The following is a 21,487-nucleotide window of genomic DNA, read 5'->3' as shown; positions in this document are numbered from 1 at the left end:
CTTGGCGATGCCGCCCAAATCCATGACGACCAAGCACATCTTCGTCACCGGGGGTGTCGCTTCGTCCCTCGGCAAGGGGCTGACGGCCTCCAGCCTGGGTGCGCTGCTGAAGGCGCGCGGCCTGCGGGTCACGATGCAGAAGCTCGACCCGTACCTGAACGTCGACCCCGGCACGATGAACCCGTTCCAGCACGGCGAGGTGTTCGTCACCAACGACGGCGCCGAGACCGACCTGGACATCGGCCACTACGAGCGCTTCCTCGACGTCGACCTCGACGGCTCGGCGAACGTGACGACCGGCCAGGTCTACAACACGGTCATCGCCAAGGAGCGCCGCGGCGAGTACCTCGGTGACACCGTGCAGGTCATCCCGCACATCACCAACGAGATCAAGCACCGCATCCGCCGCATGGCGACCGACGACGTCGACGTCGTCATCACCGAGGTCGGCGGCACGGTCGGCGACATCGAGTCGCTGCCGTTCCTGGAGACCGTCCGCCAGGTCCGCCACGAGGTCGGCCGCGACAACGTCTTCGTCGTGCACATCTCGCTGCTGCCCTACATCGGCCCCTCGGGCGAGCTGAAGACCAAGCCGACCCAGCACTCGGTCGCCGCCCTGCGCAACATCGGCATCCAGCCCGACGCCATCGTGCTGCGCGCCGACCGCGACGTCCCCACCTCCATCAAGCGCAAGATCTCGCTGATGTGCGACGTCGACGAGGCGGCCGTGGTCGCGGCCATCGACGCCAAGTCGATCTACGACATCCCCAAGGTGCTGCACACCGAGGGCCTCGACGCCTACGTCGTGCGCAAGCTCGACCTGCCGTTCCGCGACGTCGACTGGACGGTGTGGGAGGACCTGCTGGACCGGGTCCACAACCCCGACCACGAGGTCAAGGTCGCGCTGGTCGGCAAGTACATCGACCTGCCCGACGCCTACCTGTCGGTGACCGAGGCGCTGCGCGCCGGCGGTTTCGCCAACAAGGCCCGCGTGCAGATCAAGTGGGTCACCTCCGACGACTGCAAGACCCCGGCCGGCGCCGCGGCGCAGCTGTCCGACGTCGACGCGATCTGCGTGCCCGGCGGGTTCGGCGACCGCGGCGTGAACGGCAAGGTCGGCGCGATCACCTACGCCCGCGAGAACCGGATCCCGCTGCTCGGCCTGTGCCTGGGCCTGCAGTGCGTGGTCATCGAGGCCGCGCGCAGCCTGGCGGGCATCGAGGACGCGAACTCCACCGAGTTCGACGCCTCCACCGCCAACCCGGTGATCTCCACGATGGAGGAGCAGCTGGCCTTCGTCGAGGGCGCGGGCGACCTGGGCGGCACCATGCGCCTGGGCATGTACCCGGCCAAGCTCGCCGAGGGTTCGATCGTGCGCGAGGTGTACGGGGACCAGGCGTACGTGGACGAGCGCCACCGCCACCGCTACGAGGTCAACAACGCCTACCGCTCCGAGCTGGAGAAGAAGGCCGGCCTGGTCTTCTCGGGCACCTCCCCGGACAACAAGCTCGTCGAGTACGTCGAGTACCCGCGCGAGGTCCACCCCTACCTGGTGGCCACGCAGGCCCACCCGGAGCTCCGCTCCCGCCCGACGCGGCCGCACCCCCTCTTCGCCGGTCTGGTCAAGGCCGCCGTGGAGCGTCAGCAGTCCGCGAAGTGACGTGAGCGCCTGAGCGCATAACGTAGGCAGCCGGGGTACGGAAGATCCGTACCCCGGCTGTCGCGCGTTGTGGAGGGCACGGTTCATGGGGATCAGCGATACGTCGGAGTCCTGGGAGACGCTGTCGACCCGGCGGCCCTTCCAGGGCGCCAAGACCGCCGTCGACTCCGACGAGGTGCGGATGCCGGACGGCTCGGTGGCCCGCCGGGACTACCAGGTCCACCCCGGTTCGGTGTGCGTGGTCGCCCTGGACGAGGAGGCGCGCCGGGTCCTGGTGCTGAGCCAGTACCGCCACCCGGTGCGGCGCCGGCTGTGGGAGCTGCCCGCCGGGCTGCTGGACGTGCCGGGGGAGAACCCGCTGGAGGCGGCGCGGCGCGAGCTGTACGAGGAGGCGCACCTCGCGGCCGACGACTGGCGGGTGCTCGTCGACTTCCACCCCTCCCCGGGCGGCTCGGACGAGGCGGTCCGGGTGTTCCTCGCGCGCGGCGTGTCGGAGGCCGAGGGGGAGCGGTACGGGGAGACCGACTCCGAGGAGGCCGACATGGAGGTGGCCTGGGTGGCCCTGGACGAGCTGGTGGACGGGGCCCTGGCGGGCGAGCTGGGCAACGCCGCGCTGGTGGTCGGCGTCCTGGCCCTGAAGGCGGCGCTGACGCGCGACGGCGGTCCGGACGCGCTGCGGCCGGCCCTCGCGCCCTGGCCGGCCCGCCCCTACGAGGCCTCGTAGGGCCTGCCGTCGAACGCCCGGCCGCCCCGCGACCTCCGGGCGGCGACGGGGTTCGACGACGGACACCGGGGCCCGCGCGGAACCTCCGGGACCGGCCCCCGCGGGCCGCGGCAGCGCGGACCGGCCGGGGCGTCCGGGCGGTGCCCGGAGGGAGTGCGGGACGCCTCCGGAGGGCCTACGGAGGGCTTACGGGGGTCCTCCGGGGGTCCTCGGGGTGAAAAGGTGACCATCTGCTGATCCGATCGGGGGATCTGTCCGCCACGCTCCACACGGGCCGTCGCTCTGCGTGAACTACGCTCGGCAACCCGGAGGCAGGGAGAGGAGCGGATCCGTGACGGATTTCGTCGGGCGGCGGCGTGAGCTCAAGGAGCTGCGCGAGGACATCGCACGGACCGGGCTCGACACCCTTTCGGGCCGCAAGGCCAAGGCGCCCCGGGCCCGGGTGCTGCTCATCGCGGGCCGGCCCGGCTCCGGACGCACCGCCCTCGCCGAGGCGCTGGTGCGCGAGGTCGCCGACGAGTACCCCGACGGGCTCGTCCGGGTACGGCTGACCGCCCCCGGCGGCGACACCCTCCCCACCGACCGGGCCGTGCGCACCCTCCTGGAGGGGCTCGGCCGACCGACCCCGCCGGGGGCCGCCGAGGACGACCTGAGCGCCGCGCTGCGCGAGGCCGTGGCGGGGCGGCGCGTCATCCTGCTCGTCGACGACGCCGCCGACCCGTACCAGGTCGACGCGCTGCTCCCGGACACCCCCGAATGCCTGGTCGTCGTCACCGCGGAGGGCCCGCTCACCGGGATCCCGGACGTCCGCCCGTGCACCCTCGGCGGACTGGACACCCCCTCCGCGGTGGCCCTGCTCGGCCGCCTCATCGGCGACACCCGCGTCACCGTCGACCCGCGCGCCGCCGAGGGCCTCGCCGAGGCCTGCGGGGGAGCGCCCGCCGCGCTCGCACTCGCCGGAGGCTGGCTCGCCGCGCACCCCAAGGCCGCCGTCGCCGACGTCGCCAAGCAGCTCCACGACATGCCCTCCGGCGTCCACGGCCCCCTCGGCCGCGCCTTCCGGCTCGTCTACGAGTCCCTGCCGCAGCCGGCCCAGCGCACCCTGAGGCTGCTGCCGCTGGCCCCCGCCGGGATCCTCGACTCGCACACCGCCTCGGCCCTCGCGGGCTGCTCGGTGGCCGCCGCGCAGTCCACCCTGGAGGACTTCGCGGGACTGGGCCTCGTCCGGCACGCCCACGACGGCATGTTCCTGCTGCCGGGCTGCCTCGCGCCGCTGCTCCAGGGCCTGCTGGAGACCAAGGAGCGCCCCGCCGAGGTCGAGCTCGCCCGGGCCAGGATGCTGGAGCGCACGGTACGCCTGCTGACCTCCTGCCGGGCCATGGCGGAGACCGACGAGGACCCGGGCATCGGCGGGCCCGAGAAGCTGGACGGCCTGCCGCGCGCCCTGCGCTTCCCCGACCGGCGGGCCGCCTCCACCTGGCTCGACACCCGACTGCCCGCGCTGACCGGCGCCGCCACACTGGCCGTGGCCGACGGCGGGCTGGACACCCTGGCCCGCAGGCTGGTCGCGGCCCTGGTCCGGGCCCTGGCCGCGCACCGCGGCACCGAGGCCGCCGCCCCGGAGCTCTACGGGCTGCACCGGCTCGTCCTCGACGTGGCCGAGCGGCGCGACCTGCCCCGCGAGCAGGCCGCCGCGCTGCTGAACCTGGCCGACCTGGACGCCGCGACCGGCCGGACCCGCGAGGCGCTGGAGCGCTACCGGGCGGCGCTGGTCGCGGGGAAGGCGGCCCGGGACCCGTACGCGACCGGCCGCGCGATGGAATCCGTAGGCGGTGCCTACCAGGAGCTGGCGGACTGGCCCCGGGCCTCCGACTGGTTCGGGCGGGCGCTGTCGCACGCGCTGGCGCGCGGGGAGCGCGCCGACGAGGCCCGCCTCTACGGCCGGCTGGGCAACGTGCACACCTACGCGGGCCGCTACGGCGAGGCGCTGCGCGCCTGGCGCGCGGCCGCCGCGGGGTACCGCAAGCTCGCCGATGTCCCGGGACAGGCCAAGGCGTTGAGCGAGATGGCCCGGGTCCAGGAGTACGCCGGGCGGCCCGAGGAATCCCTGCACACCTGCCGGGAGGCGATCGAGCTGGCGCGCAGGGCCGGCGACCTGCGGCTTCAGGCCGCGCTCCAGGTCCGCCTCGCCGACACGTTGGACCGGCTCGGGGATCCGGCGGCGGCCAGGCTGCACCGGTCCGCAGCCGACAGATTGCTGGGAGACGACCCCGCAGCCTGCGAAATCCGTAGTACTTCCGACTGAGATTATTCGTTTGCAAGGCTAGACAGCGAGTCATCCTTCATTAGACTGGGTTCACCGCGGCATCCCGTGGTGCATCCCGTTGCGCGTTCTTGTGGGCGGGTATGTATGGAAGTGCCCCCGTTTTTCCCCCTGAGTCAAGGACCGTGATCGACGATGAAGGTCGGCATCCCCCGCGAGGTCAAGAACAACGAGTTCCGGGTCGCCATCACGCCCGCCGGCGTGCATGAGCTGGTCCGCAACGGCCACCAGGTCTTCGTCGAGCAGAACGCCGGTGTGGGCTCCTCGATCACGGACGCCGAGTACGTCGCCGCCGGCGCCGAGATCCTCGGCACCGCCGACGAGGTCTGGGCCACCGCGGACCTGCTGCTCAAGGTCAAGGAGCCGATCGCGGAGGAGTACCACCGCCTCCGCAAGGACCAGACCCTCTTCACCTACCTGCACCTCGCGGCCTCCCGCGAGTGCACGGACGCCCTCCTGGAGTCCGGCACCACCGCCATCGCGTACGAGACGGTCGAGCTCGCCAACCGCGCGCTGCCGCTGCTCGCCCCGATGTCCGAGGTCGCGGGCCGTCTGGCCCCGCAGGTCGGCGCCTACCACCTGATGCGCTCGGCCGGCGGCCGCGGCGTCCTGCCCGGCGGCGTCCCCGGCACCCACGCCGGCGAGTGCGTGGTCATCGGCGGCGGCGTCTCCGGCTGGAACGCCGCGCAGATCGCCATCGGCATGGGCTTCCACGTGACCCTGCTCGACCGCGACATCAACAAGCTCCGCGAGGCCGACAAGATCTTCGGCACGAAGATCAAGACGATCGTCTCCAACGCCTACGAGCTGGAGAAGGCGGTCATCGAGGCCGACCTCGTCATCGGCGCGGTGCTGATTCCGGGTGCGAAGGCCCCGAAGCTGGTCACCAACGAGCTCGTCGCCAAGATGAAGCCCGGAAGTGTCCTTGTCGACATTGCGATCGACCAGGGCGGCTGCTTCGAGGACTCCCGTCCGACCACCCACGCCGAGCCGACCTTCCAGGTCCACAACTCGGTCTTCTACTGCGTCGCCAACATGCCGGGCGCGGTGCCGAACACCTCCACCTACGCGCTCACCAACGCGACCCTGCCCTACATCGTGCAGCTCGCGAACCTCGGCTGGGTCGAGGCGCTGCGTCGCGACCCGGCCCTGGCGCTGGGCCTCAACACCCATGACGGCCAGGTCGTTTACGGTCCGGTCGCCGAGGCCCACGGCCTCGCCACCCTGGAGCTGAGCACCCTCCTCGGCTGAACCGTCAACGATTGACGTCAATCTCACGTATCCGGCCGGACCTTGCCCGCAAGGTCCGGCCGGCCGCGTTCGCGGGGCGGCCGTCGACCCGGCTCAACTCGCCTCGAACGTAACCCTTTAACCCTTTCGCACACCCGCGAAACTTCGCGGTGACGGCTCGGACGCCCTTGACAGAGTGGTGTTCGCTTGCCGACACATCGTGCCGGGTCCGGTGGATTGTGTTGCCGCTGGACGGTGACACGCCATAGAGTCGCCAACCGTCGGCATGGTGCAACGCTGACCTATCGATAAGTGTCCTGGTCACGTCCGAGGAGGTAAGACGACTTGTGAATGAGTCGACATTTGCTCCTGGAGGTGGTCGAGCAGGGACGCCTGAGCGAGGTCAAGGACCCGCCGGGCTCGAAGCCGTCGGCTCCGTCGCAGTCCGCACCTTCGCAAACCACCAGCACATGACGACGCCCCAAAAGAGCATGGACGGCCTAGACGTGAACTCCAGGGCCGGCGACCCGAGCGGCGATACGCCCACGGGTTTCGCCGACTACGAAAACCTGCCCGAAGGGCACTTCTACGACCCGGACGCGGAGTACGAACCGGACCCCGAGTACGCGGCCACCCTCGCCCCCGACGCTGCCCGCCAGCGCCGTGAGCGGATCGGCCCGACCGGACGCCCGCTGCCGTACTTCCCGATCCCGGGTCCGCTGACCGATCACGGTCCGGCGAAGATCATCGCGATGTGCAACCAGAAGGGCGGCGTGGGCAAGACCACGTCGACCATCAACCTGGGCGCCGCACTCGCCGAGTACGGGCGCCGCGTGCTGCTCGTCGACTTCGACCCCCAGGGCGCACTGTCCGTGGGCCTCGGGGTCAACCCGATGGAACTCGACCTGACGGTCTACAACCTGCTCATGGAGCGGGGCATGTCGGCCGACGAGGTGCTGCTCAAGACGGCGGTCCCCAACATGGACCTGCTGCCGAGCAACATCGACCTGTCCGCCGCAGAGGTGCAGTTGGTCAGCGAGGTCGCGCGCGAGTCGACGCTCCAGCGGGCCCTCAAGCCCCTGATGGCCGACTACGACTACATCGTGATCGACTGTCAGCCCTCGCTGGGCCTGCTGACCGTGAACGCCCTGACGGCCGCTCACAAGGTCATCGTGCCGCTGGAATGCGAGTTCTTCGCCCTGCGCGGCGTGGCGCTGCTGACCGAGACCATCGAGAAGGTGCAGGAGCGGCTCAACCCGGAGTTGGAGCTCGACGGCATCCTCGCCACGATGTACGACTCCCGTACGGTGCACAGCCGCGAGGTGCTGGCGCGCGTCGTCGAGGCCTTCGACGACCACGTCTACCACACGGTCATCGGGCGCACGGTCCGCTTCCCGGAGACCACGGTCGCCGGCGAGCCGATCACCACGTACGCCTCCAACTCCGTCGGTGCCGCCGCCTACCGCCAGCTGGCCAGGGAGGTGCTCGCCCGGTGTCCCGCCGAGTGAGTCTGCCCGGAGCCGACGAACTGTTCCGTACGACCGGGGGGACGGCCCTCCAGTCGTCCTCGCCCCGGCGGGGCGGCGACGAGGCGCCGGCCGGCGGCGCGGAGCACGCGGCGGGCCCGGCGGACGGCACGGCCAGGACCACGGGCGACGGTCGGATCCGGGAGTCGGGCGATCCCGGCGTGGGCCCGCAGCGCAGGGCGCAGGAAGGTTCTGCCACCGGCGCCGGGGGCACCGCGCCCCGTTCCGCCAAGGGGCAGGGCCGGGGCGCCAACCGGCGGCCCAGCGGGCGCGAGCGGCACGACGAGAAGATCACGGTCTACGTCTCCGCCGAGGAACTCATGGACCTCGAACACGCCCGGCTCGTCCTGCGCGGGGAGCACGGTCTCGCGGTCGACCGGGGCCGCATCGTCCGCGAGGCGGTCGCGGTGGTCCTCGCGGACCTGGAGTCCCGGGGCGACGCGAGCATCCTGGTCCGCCGCCTGCGCGGCCGCTGATCCGGTCCGATCGGCGGGCCGCCCCGCGGGCCGTGCCCCGGATCATGTCGGGCCCGCCGGTCCGACCCGATCGGAAAGGCACGGCCTAGGCTGCGTCCCGGGCGCCGGCCGGCGCCCCGCGGGGCCCGACGGGCCGCGCAGCCGCCCCCGCACCGCCCTGGACCCCGATGCCCCCGAACGACGACGCAGCCCCCCGACCGGTCCGCCGGAGCCTGGGGCGCGGCCCGGGAGCGGCGGTACGGGGCCCTGTGGGGCCGTCGGGCACGGCGGTGGAGGAAGAGACCCGCGAGGCGGCTCCGGAGCCACAGGCGGCCACAGGGGCCCCCGGGGCGGCTCCGTCGGCCCCGGTGGAACCGGTGACGACGCCCGGGGCGGCTCCGGTGGCCCACCCCGAGGCGACCCCCGCGCCCGCGCCCGTCGCGGAGGCCGCGCCGCAGCCGGCGACGGCGGAGGCGGCGACGGGGACGGACGCAGCCCCGGCGGCGCGCGCGGAGGGAGCCCCTGGTCCGGGCTCCGGCGACGGGCGGTTCACGTTGCGGCTGGACAACTTCGAGGGCCCCTTCGACCTCCTGCTCCAGCTCATCTCCCGGCACCGGCTCGACGTGACCGAAGTGGCCCTGTCCAAGGTCACCGACGAGTTCATGGCCCACATCCGGGCCATGGGCCCCGACTGGGACCTCGACCAGACCACCGAGTTCCTGGTCGTCGCCGCCACCCTCCTCGACCTGAAGGCCGCCCGGCTGCTGCCCGCCGCCGAGGTCGAGGACGAGGCCGACCTCGCCCTCCTGGAGGCCCGGGACCTGCTCTTCGCCCGCCTGCTCCAGTACCGGGCGTACAAGCAGGTCGCCGCGATCTTCGAGGCCCGGGCCGAGGACGAGGGCCGCCGTCACCCCCGCACCGTCGGGCTGGATCCGCCGCACGCCGCGCTGCTGCCCGAGGTGATCCTCGGCCTGGGCCCCGAGGCCTTCGCCCGCCTCGCCGCCCGCGCCCTGCAACCCAAGGCGAAGCCGCAGGTCTACGTCGACCACATCCACGCCCCGCTCGTCAGCGTGCGGGAGCAGGCCGGTTTCGTCGTACGGATGCTCAAGGCCCGGGGCGAGGCCCGCTTCGAGGAGCTCGTCGAGGACGCCCCGGACACCCTGACGGTCGTCGCCCGGTTCCTGGCCCTCCTGGAGCTCTACCGGGAGAGGGCGGTGGCCCTGGACCAGGAGGAGGCGCTGGGGGCGCTCACCGTGCGCTGGAGCGGCGGGGACGGCGACGGGATGCCGAAGATCACCGACGAGTTCGACCAGGTCGTGGAGGCGAGCGAATGACGACGCGGGAGCCGACCCTCAAGGGCGCGCTGGAGGCCGTCCTGATGGTCGTCGACGAACCGGCGACGGTGGACCACCTCGCCCAGGTGTTGCAACGCGCCCCGCGCGAGGTCGCCGGGGCGCTGGCCGAGCTCGCCGACGAGTACACCGCCCAGGGCCGCGGCTTCGAGCTGCGCCAGGTCGCCGGCGGCTGGCGCTTCTACACCCGCCCCGCGTACGCGGCGGCCGTCGAGGCGTTCGTCCTGGACGGCCGGCAGGCCCGTCTCACCCAGGCGGCCCTGGAGACCCTGGCGGTCGTCGCGTACCGCCAGCCGGTGAGCCGATCGCGGCTCTCGGCGGTGCGCGGGGTCAACTGCGACGGGGTCGTGCGGACCCTCCTCCAGCGCGGTCTGGTCGCCGAGGCGGGCACGGAACCCGAAACAGGTGCGATCCTGTACAGGACGACGAACTACTTTCTGGAGCGGATGGGCCTGCGCGGCCTGGACGAGCTCCCGGAGCTCGCGCCCTTCCTCCCCGAGGCGGACGCGATCGAAGCCGAGACGCAAGAAGGTGTGCCGTCGTTCGATCCGGACTCACCGGACACTGACGTAGACGACGACAAGACGACGGAACTTTGATGCGAAGCAGCGGCAACGGCAACGGTGGCGGCAACAGGAACAGCGGCGGCGGTGGCGGCGGACGGGGCAACTCCCGCGGCGCCTCCTCCTCCGGCGGCGGCTACCGCGGCGGCTCCGGCGGTGGTTCCCGCGGCGGCAGCGGCAGCGGCGGCGGCTCCCGCGGGGGTTACCAGGGCGGGGGCGGCTACCAGGGCGGCGGCTCCGACCGCGACCGTGACCGCGACCGTCCGGCGCCGCGCATCCGCAAGCCCCGTCCCGAGGAGCGTCTGTACGACGTCGGCCCCGAGGGCGAGCGCAGCGGCCGCAGCGGCCCCAAGGCCGGCGGTGGCGGCGCCCGCGGCGCGGCCGCGCGCGGTGGTGCCAAGGGCGGCCCCAAGACCTCCAAGACCCCCGGCATCGGCGGCGCCGGCGGCCCGCGCCGCGGTCCGGGCAGCCGCAGCGGCCAGTCCCGCCCCCGCGAGCTGGACGCGCGCATCGAGGAGCGCGTGCGCGACCGGTACGCCGACAAGCCCGTGATCAAGACCCCGAAGACCTTCCCGGGCGCGGAGGAGGAGGGCGAACGCCTCCAGAAGGTCCTCGCCCGCGCCGGCATGGGTTCGCGCCGCGCGTGCGAGGAGCTCATCGAGCAGGCCCGGGTCGAGGTCAACGGCGAGATCGTGCTGTCGCAGGGCAAGCGCGTGCAGCCCAAGGACGAGATCAAGGTGGACGGTCTGACCGTCGCCACCCAGTCGTACCTGTTCTTCGCGCTGAACAAGCCGGCCGGCGTCGTCTCCACCATGGAGGACCCGGACGGCCGCCAGTGCCTGGGCGACTACGTCACCAACCGCGAGACCCGCCTCTTCCACGTCGGCCGCCTCGACACCGAGACGGAGGGCATCATCCTCCTCACCAACCACGGTGAGCTGGCCCACCGCCTCACGCACCCGAAGTACGGCGTGAAGAAGACCTACGTCGCCGCCATCACGGGCTCCCTGCCGCGCGACATCGGCAAGCGCCTGAAGGACGGCATCGAGCTGGAGGACGGTTGGGCGCGCGCCGACCACTTCCGCGTCGTGGACCAGGTCGGCAAGAACTACCTGGTCGAGGTGACCCTCCACGAGGGCCGCAAGCACATCGTGCGCCGGATGCTGGCCGAGGCCGGCTTCCCCGTCGAGAAGCTGGTGCGCACCTCCTTCGGTCCCATCGAGCTCGGTGACCAGAAGTCCGGCTGGCTGCGCCGCCTGACCAACACCGAGGTCGGCATGCTCATGCGCGAGGTCGGCCTGTAGTCACCAGGCCCCATCGAGCGGGAAGGCCCGCGACGCCACAGGCGTCGCGGGCCTTTCGCTTGTCCGGGACCCGCCCCCATGTTTATAGTCAGGGTGACTATTAAAGGGCGGGGAGGTCCACATGGGCTGGAGTACGAGCTGGACCGAGGTCCTCGGCTTCGCCACCGGCGCGGTGTGCGTCTGGCTGGTGGCCCGGCAGCACATCGCGAACTGGCCGATCGGCATCGCCAACAACGTCTTCTTCATCGTGCTGTTCACCCAGGCCGGCCTGTACGCCGACGCCGGTCTGCAGATCGTCTTCATCGCCCTCGCCGCGTACGGCTGGTGGTCCTGGACCCACGGGGGTGGACCGGGAACCACCGGAGCCCTGCCGGTGCGCCGCACCACGCGCACCGAATGGGCCTGGCTGCTCGTGGCGGGGGCGGTGGGGGTCGCCGCCCTCACCCTGCTGCTGGACCGCGTCAGCGACTCCACCGTCCCCTTCTGGGACGCGCTCACCACCGGACTCTCCCTGACCGCCACCTACGGGCAGTGCCGCAAGCTCCTGGAGTCCTGGTGGCTGTGGATCGCCGCCGACCTCGTCTACATCCCGCTGTACGTCTCCAAGGGGCTCCACCTCACCGCCGTCCTCTACGTCGGCTTCCTCGCCCTGTGCGTCGCCGGCCTCGTCGGCTGGCGGCGTACGCTCCCGGCCGGGGCGGCCCGCACCGACGCCCCGGCGGTGACCGCGTGAGCGCCCCGGGCCAGGGCCGGCGCCACGGCCACGGGCTGGTGCTCGGCAAGTTCTACCCGCCGCACGCCGGCCACCACCACCTGGTGCGCACCGCCCAGGACCAGTGCGAGCGGCTCACCGTGCTGGTGTGCGCCGCCTCCGTGGAGTCCGTCCCCCTCGCCGAACGGGTCGCCTGGATGCGCGAGGCGCACCCCGGGGCGCGGGTGGTCGGCGCGGTCGACGACGTCCCCGTCGACCTCCACGACCCCGAGATCTGGGAGGCCCACATGAAGATCTTCAGGGCGGCCGTGGGTCGACGCGTCGACGCCGTCTTCACCTCCGAGGAGTACGGCGGCGAACTCGCCCGCCGCTTCGGCGCCGCCGAGGTCTGCGTGGACCCCGCCCGCGAACTGTTCCCCGTGTCCGGCACGGCCGTGCGCGCCGACCCGATCGCCTGCTGGGAGTTCCTCGGGCCCGCCGTCCGCGCCGCCCTGACCCGGCGGGTCGTCGTACTCGGCGCCGAGTCCACCGGCACCACCACCCTCTCGCGCGACCTCGCCGCCCACTACCGCGCCCGGGGCGCCGTCTGGGCGAAGACCGGGTGGGTCGCCGAATACGGGCGCCGCCACTCCGAGGAGAAGCTCGCCGCGGCCCGCGCGGCCGACCCGACGGCCTCCTGGAGCGACGTCTCCTTCACCTCCGCGGAGTTCCCCGCGATCGCCCGCCGCCAGGACGAGGACGAGGAGCGGGCCGCCCGCACCGGCTCACCGGTGCTGTTCTGCGACACCGACTCCTTCGCCACCGGCGTCTGGCACGAGCGCTACCTGGGCACCCGCCACCACGAGGTCGAGGAGATCGCCGAAGCGACCCGCCGCGACCTCTACCTGCTGACCGACGACGCCGACGTCCCGTTCGAGGACGACGGCCTGCGCGACGCCCCCGGGCTCAGACCCTGGATGACCCGACGGTTCCGCGAACGGCTCGCCGAGACCGACCGGCGCCACCTCGTCCTCACCGGCGACCGACGGACCCGCCTGGAGACGGCCGTCGCGGCCGTCGACGGCCTCCTCGCCGAGGGATGGCACTTCGCCGCCCCGCTGCCGGAGCGCCGGTGAACGCCGCGCCCGCGAGCGGGCCCCCGCCGGGCTACGACCCGTCCGCCTTCGCACCGTTCGCGGTGACCGTCGACCTCGCCGTCCTCACCGTCCGCGCGGGAGCCCTGCACGTCCTGCTGATCCGGCGCGCCCAGGCCCCGTACGCCGGCGCCTGGGCGCTGCCCGGAGGCTTCGTCCTGCCCCGGGAGTCCGCCGAGAGCGCGGCCCGCCGCGAACTGGCCGAGGAGACCGGCCTGCCGCCCGAACTCGTCGGCTCCCTGCACCTGGAGCAGCTGCGCACCTACAGCGAACCGGACCGCGACCCCCGGATGCGGGTGGTGTCCGTCGCCTTCACCGCACTCGTCCCCGACATGCCCGAGCCCGCCCGCGACGGCGGCGGGGACGCCGACCGGGCCCGCTGGGTGCCCGTCGCCGGGACGGGACCGCTCGCCTTCGACCACGCGACGATCCTGGCCGACGCCCGGCAGCGGGTCGGCGCCAAGCTGGAGTACACCTGCCTGGCCACCGCCTTCTGCCCGCCCGAATTCACCCTCGGCGAGCTCCAGGCCGTCTACGAGACCGTCTGGGACACCGCCCTGGACCGCCCCAACTTCCGCCGCAAGGTCCTCGCCACCCCCGGGTTCGTCGAGGCCGTCCCCGGCGCCGCCCGCCTCACCGGCGGCCGGGGCAAACCCGCCGCGCTCCACCGGGCCGGGCCGGCGACCACCCTGCACCCGCCCCTGCTGCGCCCCACGCTCCGCACGCCCCGCTCCACGGAAGGACCCACGAGATGACCACGACCGCCAAACGACCGGCGACGGGCGCCCTCATCGGCCTGGCCCTGGGCGACGCCCTCGGCTTCCCGACGGAGTTCAACGACGTCCCCTCGATCCTCGCCAAGACCGGACCCTGGCGGGAGATGAGGCTGCCGCGCCCGGCGATCGTCACCGACGACACCCAGATGACCCTCGCCCTCGCACGCGGCATACGCACCGCCGGGGAACGCGGCCCGATCGCCCCGCTGCGCCTGGCCCGCCCGGTCCGCGAGGAGTTCGTCGACTGGTACCACTCCCCGGAGAACAACCGCGCCCCCGGCAACACCTGCCTCCAGGCGTGCTCCCTGCTGAACCGGCCCGAACTCGACTGGCGCGACGCCAGCCGCATCGGCTCCAAGGGCTGCGGCGCCAACATGCGGGTCGTCCCCGTCGGCCTCGTTCCCGGCTGGACCGAGACCGAACGCGCGGGCGCCGCCCAACTCCAGGCGGCCCTGACCCACGGCCACCCCACCGCCCTCGCCGCCTCCGACCTCACCGCCCGGGCCGTGTACCTGCTGGCCCGGGGCACCGAGGTGACCGGCCTGGTCGGACAGTTGCGCTCGTACGCCCTGGAGAACCGCACCCGCTACCACGAGGCCTGGCTCGGCGACCTGTGGCAGCGCACGGCCAGTGACGCCACCGAGACCTCCTTCATCGCCCGGGGCTGGGACGAATGCCTCGGGGTCCTCGACCGGCTCGCCGCGGCCCTGCGCGACCCCTCCCCGGAGACCGACCCCTGCCTGACGACGGGCGAGGGCTGGATCGCCGAGGAGGCCCTCGCCACCGCCCTCCAGTGCTTCCTGCTCTTCCCGGACGAGCCCCTCCTCGCCCTGCGCCGCGCCGCCTGCACGGCCGGGGACTCCGACTCGATCGCCTGCCTCGCCGGCGCCTTCGCGGGCGCCCACCTCGGCGCCGACGTCTGGCCCCGCGACTGGGAGGGCCGCATCGAATACCGCGAGGAACTCCTCTCCTTCGGCGCCCTGTGGGACGCCGAGGCCTGAACCCGCCGGGGCCTACGCGCGGTCGGCCGAGGCGCGGCGGGTGCGTACGAGGAAGTCCTCGACGCGGGCGCGGTCCGGCTCCGCGGGCAGGGGGGAGCCGGCGAGGGCTGCCTCCGCCTCCTCCGTGAGGCGGGTCATCCAGGCATCGACCTCCTCCCACGTCAGCTCGCCCCGCCTGACCGCCAGCAACCGGTCGCGGTCGGCCCCCGCGTCGAGCGTGAGCCGGCCCGTGCGCAGCAGGTCGCGGCAGGACCGCAGCAGACGCAGCAGGTGCATGGCGTGCTTCCAGCGCGGGCCGCCGTGCAGGCGGACGTCCGCGAGGAGCTTGCCGTGCTGGGAGGCGGCGTAACGGCCGAAGCTGACGTGGGCTCGGCGGGAGAGGAACGCCCCGCGCAGCGACAGGAGTTCCTCGCCCACCGGGGACGTCCGTTCCACCAGGGGGGAGTGCAGGCACTCCAGGATGTTCGGATTGGCGCGCAGGGCCAGATCGCAGAAGCGCTCCAGCTCCCAGGAGAACTCCTCGTCCCGGGGCCCCTCCACGTGCGTCGGCGGCTTCTCGAAGCGCCAGAAGAGGGGGGTGGGGGCGAGGTAGACACCGCGCCGGTCGGTGTCGCTCGCCTCCGTCGCCAGGCCGAAGGCGCGGGATCCCATCACGCAGGAGTAGATCGTGTGGTCCCGTACCAGGGTGAGGTCGTCCATCCCGGGAGCCTAGGCCGCCGGCCTTCGGTCAGGCGAGCGAAATCCCGCCGTCGGGGGCCACGGTGATCTTCTTCTCGGGCAGCGCGCGGGTGGCCGGGCCCTTGACGACGGCGCCGTCCGTCACCTTGAAGCGGCTGCCGTGGCAGGGGCAGTCGATGGTGCCGTCCGCGACCTTGTCGACCAGGCAACCGGAGTGCGTGCAGACCGCGCTGAAGCCGCGGAACTCCCCGGCCGTCGGCTGGGTCACGACCACCTTCTCCTTCTTCAGGACCACCCCGCCGCCGACCGGCACGGCCGAGGACTTCAGCAGGGCCTCGGCCGCCCCGGCGGGGGCGCCGGCGGAGGAAGCGGCGGAGGGGGTGGCGGCGCCGGACTCGGCGGAGGGGGACTGCCCGCCCCCGCCCCCGCCGCCGCAGGCGGCGAGCGTGCCGCCCGCCAGGGCCGCCGCCCCCGCCGCCAGCACCGTGCGCCGGGCGGTGGGCGTGGGATCGCTCGTACGGGTCGACTCGGTCATGGAGACTCCTTGCCTGTTCGCCAGGATGGCGAGGAGCATCCTGGCGCGTGGCGGGCCCCGGGTGAAGCCCGCCACACCGTGTCACCCCGCGACCGGCCACGGGACCAGGTCCGTCGGGCCGCCGGGGGTGCGTACCACCTCCCACACGCGCACCACCGCGTCCCGGTTCAACGGCCCGTACACGTGCGGGTAGCGGCCGTCCGTCCCCTCCGCCCGACGGACCTCCGCCGTCAGCGCCGCCTCGTCCAGTTCCACGGCGAGCAGGGTGCCCGGGGTGGCGGCGTAGTGGGCCTCGACGACGGCGCGCACGGTCGCGCGGTCCGCCGAGCAGTGCGTGAACCCCTCGGAGACGAGCGAGGCCGGGGCGTAGGGACGCTCCGGGGCGGCGGTCCAGTCGGCGAGCGGAACGATGTGGAAGATCATGCCGCCGTTCTACCGCAGCGGTCCGGGAGGGCCGTGCGCCAAGTGGCGGTACGTCCGGATCCGGGTGACATTGTCCGTGTCCCGAAGCCGGGTACGCCGCTGCCCGCGGGGCCCGGTCCTTCTGCGAAAGGCATCACCATGGCTGGTAACGACCTCGGCTCCCTCCTCGGGTCCCTCCTCGGCGGCGGCCAGGGCGGCGGTCAGGGCGGCGCCGGAGGGGGCGGCGGGAACATCCTCGGCGCCCTCCTCGGCGCGCTGATGGGCGGCGCCGGCGGCGCCCAGGCGGGCGGCGGCCCGGCGGCCGGAGCCCAGGCGGCCGGCGGGAACAACCCGCTCGGCGGACTGCTGGACATGCTGACCAAGTCCGGGCTCGCCGACCAGGCCCAGTCCTGGCTCGGCACCGGCGAGAACAAGCCCGTCAGCGGGGAGCAGATCGCCGGAGCGCTGCCGGACGCCACGCTGCGGGAGGTGGCGGAGCAGACGGGCGTCAGCCCCCAGGAGGCCGCCGACCGGATCGCCGACTCGCTGCCGCGGGCCGTGGACAAGCTGAGCCCCACGGGCGAACTGCCCTCGGGCTCGCTGGAGGACATCATCCGGCAGCAGAAGTTCTAGGGCCTGTCGTCGAACTCCCGTCTGCCCCGCGACGCCCGGCACGCGCTCTCGCCGCACCGGGCGAAAGACCGAGTACGTCCAGTACGCGGACTTCCGCCCGGCACGCCGAGAGCACGCACCGGACGCCGCGGGGCCGCCCTCCGGGCGACGACAGGAGTTCGACGACAGACCCCAGGCCGTACCCCCAAGGGGCCCGGCGGTCGGCCCGAGGGCCGGCCGCCGGGCCCCACCGGTGCACCGGTGGCTACCCTGAGTCAGGACCTGCCGTCACGCGATCACCCTGGAGCACCCCGTGAGAACCGCCGTCGTCATCGGAACCGGACTGATCGGCACCTCGGCGGCGCTCGCCCTGACCGCCCGCGGCATCACCGTCCACCTCGTCGACCACGACGAGGCGCAGGCCCGTACGGCGGCCTCCCTCGGCGCCGGGACGGACGCCGCCCCGGAGTCCAAGGTCGACCTGGCGATCGTGGCCGTACCGCCCGCCCACGTCGCCGCGACGCTGGCCGAGGCCATCGGGCGGGACACGGCCCGGGCGTACGTGGACGTCGCCAGCGTCAAGGGCGGGCCCCGGCGGGAACTGGCGGCGCTGGGCGCCGACACGACCGCCTACATCGGCACGCACCCGATGGCCGGCAAGGAGCGGTCCGGCCCGCTGGCCGCGACGGCCGACCTCTTCGAGGGAAGGCCCTGGGTGCTGACCCCGACCCGGGACACCGACCACGAGGTCCTCAACCTGGCCCTGGAACTCGTCGCGCTGTGCCGGGCCGTCCCGGTGGTGATGGACGCGGACGCGCACGACCGGGCCGTGGCGCTGGTCTCGCACACCCCGCAGCTCGTGTCGAGCATGGTGGCGGCCCGCCTGGAGGAGGCCGACGAGACGGCGGTGCGGCTGTGCGGCCAGGGCATCCGGGACGTGACGCGCATCGCGGCGTCGGACCCGCGGATGTGGGTGGAGATCCTCTCCGCGAACCCGGGACCCGTCGCCGACGTGCTCGCGGGCATCGCCGCCGACCTGGACGAGACGGTCGAGGCCCTGCGCGGACTCCAGTCCGCCGACGAGGCGAAGCGGCGCGGCGGGGCCGCCGGCATCGAGGACGTGCTCAGGCGGGGCAACGCGGGCCGCGTCCGGGTCCCCGGCAAGCACGGCGCGGCGCCGATGGCGTACGAGACCGTCGGGGTGTTCATCAGCGACAAGCCGGGCGAGCTGGCCCGGATCTTCGCCGACGCCGGACGGGCCGGGGTCAACATCGAGGACGTGCGGATCGAGCACGCGACGGGCCAGCAGGCCGGTCTGGTGCAGCTGATGGTGGAACCGCGCAGCGTGGCCGTCCTGGAGACCGAGCTGCGCGAACGGGGCTGGGCCCTGCGCCAGCAGTGACCCGGCCCGGGAGGCCGCGGTCGGGCCCGGCGGACCGCCCGGCGGGCGGGTCCCGTCGGGCCCCTTCCCGTCCGGGGGGCCGCGGGCGGGACGGGGAGTGGTCCGGGCCCGGTAACCTGGGGAGGGGCGCTATTGGCGCGCCCGCACACTCAGGCGTAACCAGGAAGGTGCCCGCACCGTGGAAACCGCAGCTCCGTCCGCCGTGATCGTCGCCATCGACGGTCCCTCCGGCACGGGCAAGTCCAGCACCTCCAAGGCCGTGGCCGCCAAGCTCGGGCTGCGCTACCTGGACACCGGTGCCCAGTACCGGGCCATCACCTGGTGGATGATCACCAACGGCGTCGACACCGACGACCCGCAGGCCATCGCCCTCGCCGCCGGCAAGCCGGCCATCGTCTCCGGCACCGACCCGGCCGCCCCCACCATCACCGTGGACGGCCTGGACGCCTCCGGCCCGATCCGCACCCAGGAGGTCACCTCCAAGGTCAGCGCCGTCAGCGCCGTCCCCGAGGTGCGCACCCTGATCACCGACCTCCAGCGCTCCATCGCCGCCGAGGCGGCCGAGGAGGCCGCCGGGATCGTGGTCGAGGGCCGGGACATCGGTACGACCGTCCTGCCGGACGCCGACCTCAAGATCTTCCTGACCGCCTCCGCCGAGGCCCGCGCCGCCCGCCGCAACGGCGAACTGCGCGGCAAGGAGGCCGCCGACCTGGCGGCCACCAAGGAGGCGCTGATCAAGCGCGACGCCGCCGACTCCGGCCGCAAGACCTCCCCGCTGGCCAAGGCCGGCGACGCGGTCGAGGTCGACACCACGGACCTCACCCTCGACCAGGTCATCGAGTGCGTCGTCACCCTCGTGGTGGAGCGGCAGGGCCGCGAGGCGCGGAAGCCGGCGGCCCGCCCGTGAGCGAAACGCCCTCCCTCAAGGGTGCGGCGGTCGGCAGACGCATCGGCATCGGCCTCATGTACGGCCTGTGGAAGCCGCGCGTGCTGGGGGCCTGGAAGGTGCCCGCCTCCGGCCCCGTCATCCTCGCCGTGAACCACGCGCACAACATAGACGGCCCCATGGTCATGGGCACCGCGCCGCGTCCGCTGCACTTCCTGATCAAGAAGGAGGCCTACGTGGGCCCCCTCGGGCCCTTCCTGCACGGGATCGGCCAGGTCAAGGTGGACCGCGCGGGCACCGACCGCACCGCCATCACCCGGGCGCTCTCGGTGCTGGAGCGGGGCGGCGCCCTGGGGATCTTCCCCGAGGGCACCCGCGGCGAGGGCGACTTCGCCTCCCTGCGGGCCGGCCTCGCCTACTTCGCCGTGCGCGGCGGCGCCCCCATCGTGCCCGTGGCCGTCCTCGGCAGCACCGAGGCGAAGGGCCGCCTCGTCAAGGGGCTGCCCCCGCTGCGCGGCCGGGTGGACGTCGTCTTCGGCTCCGCCTTCGACGCCGGGGACGGCACGGGACGCCGTACGCGTACCGCGCTGGACGCGGCCACCGTACGCATCCAGGACCGGCTGACCGCCCACCTGGCCGACGCCAAGCGCCTCACCGGCCGCTGAGCGAGACTTGACCCAGTAGTGGAACCGCGCTGCGCGGGTGCCACCGATCACCACGAACGACGAGGAACGGACTTCATGAACGACCAGCACGACCACGGAGCACTTGGCGACGCCGAGTACGCGGAGTTCATGGAGCTCGCCGCGGAGGAAGGCTTCGACCTCGAAGAGGTCGAGGGCGCGCTCGAGGAGGCGAGCGGTGGCCCGCTGCCCGTCCTCGCCGTCGTCGGCCGCCCGAACGTCGGCAAGTCGACCCTGGTGAACCGCATCATCGGCCGCCGCGAGGCCGTCGTCGAGGACAAGCCGGGCGTCACCCGCGACCGCGTCACCTACGAGGCCGAGTGGGCGGGCCGCCGCTTCAAGGTCGTCGACACCGGTGGCTGGGAGCAGGACGTCCTCGGCATCGACGCCTCCGTCGCCGCCCAGGCCGAGTACGCCATCGAGGCCGCCGACGCGGTCGTCTTCGTCGTGGACGCCAAGGTCGGCGCCACCGACACCGACGAGGCCGTCGTCAAGCTGCTGCGCCGCGCCGGCAAGCCCGTCGTGCTCTGCGCCAACAAGGTCGACGGCCAGAGCGGCGAGGCCGACGCGGCCGCCCTGTGGTCCCTGGGCCTGGGCCAGCCGCACCCCGTCTCCTCCCTCCACGGCCGCGGTACGGGCGACATGCTCGACGCCGTCCTGGAGGCGCTGCCGGAGGCCCCCGAGCAGACCTTCGGCGCCGGCGCCGGCATCGGCGGCCCGCGCCGCATCGCGCTCATCGGCCGCCCGAACGTCGGCAAGTCCTCGCTGCTGAACAAGGTCGCGAAGGAGGACCGGGTCGTCGTCAACGAGCTGGCCGGCACCACCCGCGACCCGGTCGACGAGCTGATCGTGCTCGGCGGCGTGACCTGGAAGTTCGTCGACACGGCCGGCATCCGCAAGAAGGTGCACCTCCAGCAGGGCGCCGACTACTACGCCTCGCTGCGTACGGCCGCCGCCGTGGAGAAGGCCGAGGTCGCGGTCATCCTGATCGACACGACGGAGAACATCTCCGTCCAGGACCAGCGCATCATCACCATGGCCGTCGAGGCCGGCCGTGCCATCGTGATCGCCTACAACAAGTGGGACGAGCTCGACGAGGAGCGCCGCTACTACCTCGAACGCGAGATCGAGACCGAGATGCAGCAGGTCTCGTGGGCCCCCCGGGTCAACGTCTCCGCGCTGACCGGCCGTCACATGGACAAGCTGGTCCCGGCGATCGAGACCGCGCTCGCGGGCTGGGAGACGCGCGTCCCCACCGGTCGGCTGAACGCCTTCCTCGGTGAGGTCGTCGCCGCCCACCCGCACCCGATCCGCGGCGGCAAGCAGCCCCGCATCCTGTTCGGTACCCAGGCGGGGAGCAAGCCGCCGCGGTTCGTCCTCTTCGCCTCGGGCTTCCTGGAGCACGGCTACCGCCGCTTCATCGAGCGCCGCCTGCGCGAGGAGTTCGGCTTCGAGGGCACCCCGATCCACATCTCGGTCCGGGTGCGCGAGAAGCGCGGCGCGCAGTACAAGAAGAAGAAGTAGGACGGC

21 protein-coding genes are annotated in these 21,487 nt (G+C 73.4%); 18 read left to right on the top strand and 3 right to left on the bottom strand.

The annotated features are described in order from the left end of the window. Nucleotides 1-7: 7 nt before the first annotated feature. The 13 genes from AB0D01_RS19305 (at nt 8) to AB0D01_RS19245 (ending at nt 14,759) form a co-directional block, all read left to right on the top strand. Nucleotides 8-1,660, top strand: a complete 1,653-nt coding sequence (locus AB0D01_RS19305; RefSeq protein WP_363056710.1) for a CTP synthase — start codon at nt 8-10, stop codon at nt 1,658-1,660. 85 nt (nt 1,661-1,745) lie between these two features. Continuing rightward, complete coding sequence (locus tag AB0D01_RS19300; protein ID WP_363056708.1) at nt 1,746-2,384, top strand: NUDIX hydrolase; 639 nt, start codon at nt 1,746-1,748, stop codon at nt 2,382-2,384. 286 nt (nt 2,385-2,670) lie between these two features. Beyond that, complete coding sequence (locus AB0D01_RS19295) at nt 2,671-4,689, top strand: tetratricopeptide repeat protein (RefSeq protein WP_363056706.1); 2,019 nt, start codon at nt 2,671-2,673, stop codon at nt 4,687-4,689. A gap of 153 nt (nt 4,690-4,842) precedes the next feature. Continuing rightward, nucleotides 4,843-5,958, top strand: coding sequence for an alanine dehydrogenase (gene ald, locus AB0D01_RS19290; protein WP_363056704.1), 1,116 nt, complete (start codon nt 4,843-4,845; stop codon nt 5,956-5,958). A 449-nt stretch (nt 5,959-6,407) separates the two neighbouring features. Continuing rightward, complete coding sequence (locus tag AB0D01_RS19285; RefSeq protein ID WP_363056702.1) at nt 6,408-7,445, top strand: ParA family protein; 1,038 nt, start codon at nt 6,408-6,410, stop codon at nt 7,443-7,445. Continuing rightward, nucleotides 7,430-7,939, top strand: coding sequence for a hypothetical protein (locus tag AB0D01_RS19280; RefSeq protein WP_363056700.1), 510 nt, complete (start codon nt 7,430-7,432; stop codon nt 7,937-7,939). The genes AB0D01_RS19285 and AB0D01_RS19280 overlap by 16 nt, the downstream gene beginning before the upstream one ends. A 167-nt stretch (nt 7,940-8,106) precedes the next feature. Further along, the gene (locus tag AB0D01_RS19275; RefSeq protein WP_363056698.1) at nt 8,107-9,252 is read left to right on the top strand and encodes a ScpA family protein; all 1,146 of its coding nucleotides are present in this window, start codon (nt 8,107-8,109) and stop codon (nt 9,250-9,252) included. Further along, entirely contained in the window at nt 9,249-9,869 is a 621-nt protein-coding gene (gene scpB, locus AB0D01_RS19270; protein WP_363056696.1) for an SMC-Scp complex subunit ScpB, read from the top strand. The genes AB0D01_RS19275 and scpB overlap by 4 nt, the downstream gene beginning before the upstream one ends. Beyond that, entirely contained in the window at nt 9,869-11,137 is a 1,269-nt protein-coding gene (locus tag AB0D01_RS19265; RefSeq protein WP_363056694.1) for a pseudouridine synthase, read from the top strand. Before scpB ends, AB0D01_RS19265 begins: the two co-directional genes overlap by 1 nt. 121 nt (nt 11,138-11,258) lie before the next feature. Continuing rightward, a complete protein-coding gene (gene pnuC / locus AB0D01_RS19260; RefSeq protein ID WP_363056692.1) occupies nt 11,259-11,870 on the top strand; it encodes a nicotinamide riboside transporter PnuC in 612 nt (203 codons plus the stop codon). Beyond that, entirely contained in the window at nt 11,867-12,964 is a 1,098-nt protein-coding gene (locus tag AB0D01_RS19255) for an AAA family ATPase (RefSeq protein ID WP_363056690.1), read from the top strand. Before pnuC ends, AB0D01_RS19255 begins: the two co-directional genes overlap by 4 nt. Next, nucleotides 12,928-13,737 (top strand): NUDIX hydrolase, encoded by an 810-nt coding sequence (locus AB0D01_RS19250; RefSeq protein WP_363056688.1) that lies wholly within the window; start codon nt 12,928-12,930, stop codon nt 13,735-13,737. Before AB0D01_RS19255 ends, AB0D01_RS19250 begins: the two co-directional genes overlap by 37 nt. Continuing rightward, nucleotides 13,734-14,759 (top strand): ADP-ribosylglycohydrolase family protein, encoded by a 1,026-nt coding sequence (locus AB0D01_RS19245; protein ID WP_363056686.1) that lies wholly within the window; start codon nt 13,734-13,736, stop codon nt 14,757-14,759. The genes AB0D01_RS19250 and AB0D01_RS19245 overlap by 4 nt, the downstream gene beginning before the upstream one ends. Nucleotides 14,760-14,771: 12 nt before the next feature. On the opposite strand, the gene AB0D01_RS19240 is transcribed toward AB0D01_RS19245, so the two are convergent. The 3 genes from AB0D01_RS19240 to AB0D01_RS19230 form a co-directional block, all read right to left on the bottom strand. Then, nucleotides 14,772-15,458 (bottom strand): nucleotidyltransferase domain-containing protein, encoded by a 687-nt coding sequence (locus AB0D01_RS19240; protein WP_363056684.1) that lies wholly within the window; start codon nt 15,456-15,458, stop codon nt 14,772-14,774. A 28-nt stretch (nt 15,459-15,486) separates the two neighbouring features. Further along, nucleotides 15,487-15,972 (bottom strand): Rieske (2Fe-2S) protein, encoded by a 486-nt coding sequence (locus AB0D01_RS19235; RefSeq protein ID WP_363056682.1) that lies wholly within the window; start codon nt 15,970-15,972, stop codon nt 15,487-15,489. An 81-nt stretch (nt 15,973-16,053) separates the two neighbouring features. Beyond that, nucleotides 16,054-16,395: a DUF952 domain-containing protein gene (locus AB0D01_RS19230; RefSeq protein ID WP_363056680.1), complete on the bottom strand. Its 342-nt coding sequence runs from the start codon at nt 16,393-16,395 to the stop codon at nt 16,054-16,056. A gap of 138 nt (nt 16,396-16,533) precedes the next feature. Here AB0D01_RS19230 and AB0D01_RS19225 point away from each other — a divergent pair, with 138 nt between their 5' ends. The 5 genes from AB0D01_RS19225 to der all read left to right on the top strand — a co-directional run bounded on the left by AB0D01_RS19225 (nt 16,534) and on the right by der (nt 21,481). Then, nucleotides 16,534-17,007 (top strand): YidB family protein, encoded by a 474-nt coding sequence (locus tag AB0D01_RS19225; protein ID WP_363056678.1) that lies wholly within the window; start codon nt 16,534-16,536, stop codon nt 17,005-17,007. A 292-nt stretch (nt 17,008-17,299) separates the two neighbouring features. Further along, nucleotides 17,300-18,388 carry a prephenate dehydrogenase gene (locus tag AB0D01_RS19220; protein ID WP_363056676.1) on the top strand — a complete coding sequence of 363 codons (1,089 nt, stop codon included), beginning with the start codon at nt 17,300-17,302 and terminating at the stop codon, nt 18,386-18,388. 178 nt (nt 18,389-18,566) lie between these two features. Then, nucleotides 18,567-19,295, top strand: coding sequence for a (d)CMP kinase (gene cmk / locus AB0D01_RS19215; RefSeq protein WP_363056674.1), 729 nt, complete (start codon nt 18,567-18,569; stop codon nt 19,293-19,295). Between the two features lie 56 nt (nt 19,296-19,351). Further along, the gene (locus tag AB0D01_RS19210; protein ID WP_363056760.1) at nt 19,352-19,939 is read left to right on the top strand and encodes a lysophospholipid acyltransferase family protein; all 588 of its coding nucleotides are present in this window, start codon (nt 19,352-19,354) and stop codon (nt 19,937-19,939) included. 75 nt (nt 19,940-20,014) lie between these two features. Further along, complete coding sequence (gene der / locus AB0D01_RS19205) at nt 20,015-21,481, top strand: ribosome biogenesis GTPase Der (protein ID WP_363056672.1); 1,467 nt, start codon at nt 20,015-20,017, stop codon at nt 21,479-21,481. Nucleotides 21,482-21,487: the final 6 nt, after the last annotated feature.

Source organism: Streptomyces sp. NPDC048606, from assembly GCF_040650855.1.
In the GTDB taxonomy this organism is placed as follows: domain Bacteria; phylum Actinomycetota; class Actinomycetes; order Streptomycetales; family Streptomycetaceae; genus Streptomyces.
The sequence above is the reverse complement of the archived record's forward strand: the minus strand, read 5'-3'. Positions and strand labels throughout refer to the sequence as shown.

What these genes read in the sequence shown, in the direction of transcription:
- ald (WP_363056704.1), top strand. Translation starts at nt 4,843, where the DNA reads ATGAAGGTCGGCATCCCCCGCGAGGTCAAGAACAACGAGTTCCGGGTC.
- der (WP_363056672.1), top strand. Translation starts at nt 20,015, where the DNA reads ATGAACGACCAGCACGACCACGGAGCACTTGGCGACGCCGAGTACGCG.
- scpB (WP_363056696.1), top strand. Translation starts at nt 9,249, where the DNA reads ATGACGACGCGGGAGCCGACCCTCAAGGGCGCGCTGGAGGCCGTCCTG.
- AB0D01_RS19225 (WP_363056678.1), top strand. Translation starts at nt 16,534, where the DNA reads ATGGCTGGTAACGACCTCGGCTCCCTCCTCGGGTCCCTCCTCGGCGGC.
- AB0D01_RS19210 (WP_363056760.1), top strand. Translation starts at nt 19,352, where the DNA reads ATGTACGGCCTGTGGAAGCCGCGCGTGCTGGGGGCCTGGAAGGTGCCC.
- AB0D01_RS19235 (WP_363056682.1), bottom strand. Translation starts at nt 15,972, where the DNA reads ATGACCGAGTCGACCCGTACGAGCGATCCCACGCCCACCGCCCGGCGC.
- AB0D01_RS19230 (WP_363056680.1), bottom strand. Translation starts at nt 16,395, where the DNA reads ATGATCTTCCACATCGTTCCGCTCGCCGACTGGACCGCCGCCCCGGAG.
- AB0D01_RS19285 (WP_363056702.1), top strand. Translation starts at nt 6,408, where the DNA reads ATGACGACGCCCCAAAAGAGCATGGACGGCCTAGACGTGAACTCCAGG.
- AB0D01_RS19240 (WP_363056684.1), bottom strand. Translation starts at nt 15,458, where the DNA reads ATGGACGACCTCACCCTGGTACGGGACCACACGATCTACTCCTGCGTG.
- AB0D01_RS19265 (WP_363056694.1), top strand. Translation starts at nt 9,869, where the DNA reads ATGCGAAGCAGCGGCAACGGCAACGGTGGCGGCAACAGGAACAGCGGC.
- AB0D01_RS19275 (WP_363056698.1), top strand. Translation starts at nt 8,107, where the DNA reads ATGCCCCCGAACGACGACGCAGCCCCCCGACCGGTCCGCCGGAGCCTG.
- AB0D01_RS19300 (WP_363056708.1), top strand. Translation starts at nt 1,746, where the DNA reads ATGGGGATCAGCGATACGTCGGAGTCCTGGGAGACGCTGTCGACCCGG.
- AB0D01_RS19305 (WP_363056710.1), top strand. Translation starts at nt 8, where the DNA reads ATGCCGCCCAAATCCATGACGACCAAGCACATCTTCGTCACCGGGGGT.
- AB0D01_RS19250 (WP_363056688.1), top strand. Translation starts at nt 12,928, where the DNA reads ATGGCACTTCGCCGCCCCGCTGCCGGAGCGCCGGTGAACGCCGCGCCC.
- pnuC (WP_363056692.1), top strand. Translation starts at nt 11,259, where the DNA reads ATGGGCTGGAGTACGAGCTGGACCGAGGTCCTCGGCTTCGCCACCGGC.
- AB0D01_RS19245 (WP_363056686.1), top strand. Translation starts at nt 13,734, where the DNA reads ATGACCACGACCGCCAAACGACCGGCGACGGGCGCCCTCATCGGCCTG.